Here is a 4,112-nt window from a genome sequence, read left to right on the forward strand (position 1 = left end):
GAGGAACAGCGGCCCCTCGAGGGGCTCGCCGCCCTCGTAGTAGTACCGCAGCCCGTCGACCTCCACCCAGCCGTCCCTAGGGGGCGAGGGCGGATCCGCCGGAGGGGCCGTCCCCCCCTCCTCGTCAGCGGTCGGGACGTCCGGAGGATCGGACGGGGACCCCGCCGCCTCCCCATCCCCGCCGACGGGCGGCTCGCCCTGCCCGCCAGCGGGCGCCTCCCCCTCCCCGCCGGAACCGAGATCCCCGGACGGGGAGCCAGCCGACGAGTCCGGAGAGACGGGAGAGCCTTCGTCTACAATCTCCTCCAAACCAAAATCCTCACCTTGGCTGGAAAGCAAATCCCCCGAATCTGCATAGGCTGGCGAAACCAGCAGCTGGATAACCGCAACCAATAACACGGCAAGCATGCAGAAACATTCGACAGGGTATCTTTTACCCACGCCTATCCGATTCATATCGCCGCATCCTCCCTTTCCATCCCGACGTCCCAAAACCGACGCAAGGCCATCGGCAAGCTCCTCAAGCGAACAGCGCATACACCGTAATACCGACGACAATCAATAACAGAGCGATCATTTTTCTTGCGTTTATTCTCTCATGAAACAGCGCTACGCCAAACAGGGCAACATAAAAATAACTAGTAGCTTCGAGAATGGGACCTAGCGAAAGAGGAATCCCTTTATAAGAATACATCGTGAGAAACATCGACACAAGGAACAGGCCGTAGGCAAGCACAACACGCCTGTTGAAGTATTCTCGCACGGCCGAATCATGACTCTCCATGGCCTCCTTTTTCAAAAGAACCTGGGAAACCGATGCCACGAACACGCTGCCGAGCATGACGAGCACGTAGAAAAAGACGCTATCGACCATCTGAGCCCTTTTCATCACGCTGCCCCTCGGAGGAAAAGAGGACGACCCCCGAAACAATGAACGCCGCCGCCGCCAGCTTCCCCGGCGTAAGCGACTCTCCGAATACAACAACCCCCCACACCATACCCCAAACAACCGTAGCGGCCTTGTTGGCGAAAGCGGTGGTCAACGGCAACCGCTTGAGAACCTGCTGCCACCCAACCGCATAGATCGCCAATACAGCAAGTGCGGCGAGATAGAAAGCGCAGAACAGCGGGCTGAACGCTTCGTGCTGAGCGGCAAGCTTGCTGAAGATGGCCGCGACGGAATAGAAAACGAGAAGAACATGCAGCGCAAGAAAGAGCCCCGCGCCACCCCGCGAAGATACCATCCGCCGATCCCGCCTACGCGCGGTCGAAAAAATCGAGAACTGCCGAGATCACGGAAGAAACCTCGTCATCGGTCATTCCGAAAAACAGAGGAAGCCTCACTAGGCAATCGCTCGCGGCAGTAGTATGCGCATCAACCCCGTCGAAACGACCGTACTTCATCCCCGCAGGCGAAGAATGCAGAGGAACATAGTGAAAAACAGCATGCACCCCCTTGTCTTTCAAGAATGAGATTAGAACATCCCTTTGTTCAAGAGACGCGCATTTCAAATAAAACATATGGGCATTCTGAACGCATCCCTCGGGAACAACGGGAAGCTGGACAAGGCCGCGCTCTTGCAAAGGGCAAAAAGAGCGGTAGTACGCGGTCCAGCTTTTCATACGATCATCGTAAACGCGTTTCGCTTCCAGCAATTGCCCGTAGAGGTACGCGGCGCACATATCGCTCGGCAAACAGCTCGAGCCATAAGAAACCCACGTGTATTTATCGACTTCCCCACGAAGGAAATTGGAGCGGTTCGTGCCTTTCTCGCGAATGATTTCAGCTTGCTCGTTGTATTCCGGGTCCCGAATGAGCAACGCCCCCCCCTCTCCCATCGAATAGTTCTTCGTTTCATGGAAAGAATAGCAGCCGAAATCGCCGATAGTCCCCAAAGGCCGTCCTTTGTAAGAGCTCAAAACCCCCTGTGCGGCGTCCTCTACAACCAAAAGACCGTGCCTTTCCGCAATATCCATGATCGCGTCCATTTCGCACGAAACCCCCGCATAGTGAACTACGGCGATAACTTTGGTTTTGTCCGTTATGGCAGCCTCTATCTTCTTCTCGTCAATATTCATCGTGTCAGGCCTTATATCCACGAAAACCAAACGCGCACCGACGGCGACGAACGCCGTGGCCGTCGTCGAGAACGTATAGCTGGGAAGTATCACCTCGTCGCCAGCAGACAAATTGCAGAGCAACGCTGCCATTTCGAGCGCCGTCGTTCCGCTGGTCGTCAATAGAACTTTCTGAGACCCGGTCTGCTCCTCCAGCCAAGCAGTCGCCTTCTGCGTAAAGGGGCCGTCGCCGCTTATCTTGCGGTTAGCCTCCACCGCCTCCCTCACATATGCCAATTCGGTTCCCACATAAGGGGGTTTATTGAACGGGATCATGAGTCATTCCTAACTTTCAAACCTACTGATGCTTCGTCAACACATAGTGAATACGGTATATCCTGGATCCCGCCGCTTCCTGCGCTTTTATGATGGCGATATTGTTGCTCGACACCACTGTGCGCGAGAGATGACAACCTCTCTCCCTCGAAAGCAGAAGCGATTCCGATACGAGATTCGCGCTTAGATGACGCCCGCGATTTTCCGGGTACAGTCCTATGAGGAATGGATACGACACACCTTCTTCGATCTCTTTATAAGAGAAAAAACCCACTTTGGCATTATCGAAAAACACATCGTAGAGCTGCGCGCCTCGGGCGAGCTCGTCTTTCAGCCATTCAACATAGCGCCTTGCCGCAAGCTCGTGCCTAAAAAATGGATCGAGGTAAATACGATCAGTGCAAAAAAGTCCTTGCTCTATTCGCCCAAGGATATATTCCTCTTCTCCGTCTCTTGCTAGGCGGTGAGTCATCCTCATTTGGTGGGAAGCCAGCTCATCGTCGCCGATACTCCCCAGATCGTGCTCGAACCCGATCGAGCATTCAGCGAAGGTGAATCCTTCACGCTGCAGAAAATCCGCGATCTCGGTATTTCCAGCGGGAACCTTCGCCGCAATGTATTCGTAGCCCGCCAAAGCCGTCTTCAAATCATTCGAAGCCGGAATCGATTCCCCGACCGAGAAAACCAACTCCGCACAGCGTACGCCCAAATTCCGCGTATCCCAAAAAGCATCTATGATTTTCATAGTTGGCTCTTTTCCCTCCTGCCACAACCTAAGAAAGGCGGACGCGGCAACGACGTCATTGCTGATACAACGGTATTTCGTAAGGCACCCAACGCTCGCCGAAGAAGCTGTACGCTTCCGAAATCAACCGAGCGATGCTGTGCGGCCACGTCAGGCTCGTAGCATACTGATGCCACGTATTGCTCAGCCCCGGTGCGAACCTCATTTTGTAAAGCGTATTCTGGGATGCGGTCGTCCCCGACTCCATGACGAGGGCGTTTTCAATGTAATTGGCTTTGATCCATTGGGCACCGCCTTGTATCGCCAGCTCGGGGGAGATCCAGCCTTCCAGCTTCGCCCGAGCAGCCCCACTGTTATTGGGATCGATATCATAAGCGCCGATGCCATAGAAGTTGTAAAAACCCTCGTATCCGGGCACGTTGCCCGTCGCAAGCGGCGAGCATCCCCAGCCAGTTTCGAGAATGGCATGGCACAGGATGTATACTTCGTTAACCCTCGTTCTTCGAGACGCCTCGACCACGGCCTGCCCCATACCCCTCAAAGAAGATAGTTGCTGCGTTTGCAGTTCCCGATAGATGCAATTCTGCTCGATATACTGGTTGATCTGATCGGCTGATACCCCGGAGTAGCCGCAGTCGAGTCGCATGAACAAAAAGGATCCCCCTCCTTGTTCTCCGGAAAGGCGAGGATCCATGCTTTCCAAGTACTCCGCAAACGAATAGGAAGGATTATGGCTCACTTGCGCTTGAACCGCCTGTTCAAGGGAATACGGATACATCGCGATATCGCCATCGGTAAGATACCCGGCCTGTTCATCGAAGTGGCAAAGAATACCATAGATCGACTGATTCCCGAAGAGCATTCTGCCATCGACGAGATGGTAGAAGTACCAGCTCCCTTCGATGCTCTGCCACCCGTGCTTCATCCTCCCGTCCACGGGGTCGTAGCGGTACCAGGCGCCGTCGATGCAGGC

General features: G+C 54.7%; 6 protein-coding genes. All 6 read right to left on the reverse strand.

The genetic code is table 11. The annotated features are described in order from the left end of the window. Window positions 1-456, reverse strand: a 456-nt coding sequence (locus B5F40_RS15570) for a hypothetical protein (RefSeq protein ID WP_204217455.1), incomplete at its 3' end; no start/stop codon positions are given. A gap of 64 nt (window positions 457-520) precedes the next feature. Further along, entirely contained in the window at window positions 521-874 is a 354-nt protein-coding gene (locus B5F40_RS15575) for an EamA family transporter (protein WP_087195185.1), read from the reverse strand. Then, window positions 864-1,244: an EamA family transporter gene (locus tag B5F40_RS15580; protein ID WP_087195186.1), complete on the reverse strand. Its 381-nt coding sequence runs from the start codon at window positions 1,242-1,244 to the stop codon at window positions 864-866. Before B5F40_RS15580 ends, B5F40_RS15575 begins: the two co-directional genes overlap by 11 nt. A 13-nt stretch (window positions 1,245-1,257) precedes the next feature. Continuing rightward, a complete protein-coding gene (gene rffA, locus B5F40_RS15585) occupies window positions 1,258-2,394 on the reverse strand; it encodes a dTDP-4-amino-4,6-dideoxygalactose transaminase (RefSeq protein ID WP_087195187.1) in 1,137 nt (378 codons plus the stop codon). A 22-nt stretch (window positions 2,395-2,416) separates the two neighbouring features. After that, the gene (locus B5F40_RS15590) at window positions 2,417-3,139 is read right to left on the reverse strand and encodes a hypothetical protein (RefSeq protein ID WP_087195188.1); all 723 of its coding nucleotides are present in this window, start codon (window positions 3,137-3,139) and stop codon (window positions 2,417-2,419) included. Window positions 3,140-3,194: 55 nt separating this feature from the next. Continuing rightward, window positions 3,195-4,112, reverse strand: a 918-nt coding sequence (locus B5F40_RS15595) for an N-acetylglucosaminidase (protein WP_204217457.1), incomplete at its 5' end; no start/stop codon positions are given.

It is taken from the genome of Gordonibacter sp. An230, assembly GCF_002159915.1.
In the GTDB taxonomy this organism is placed as follows: Bacteria; Actinomycetota; Coriobacteriia; order Coriobacteriales; family Eggerthellaceae; genus Rubneribacter.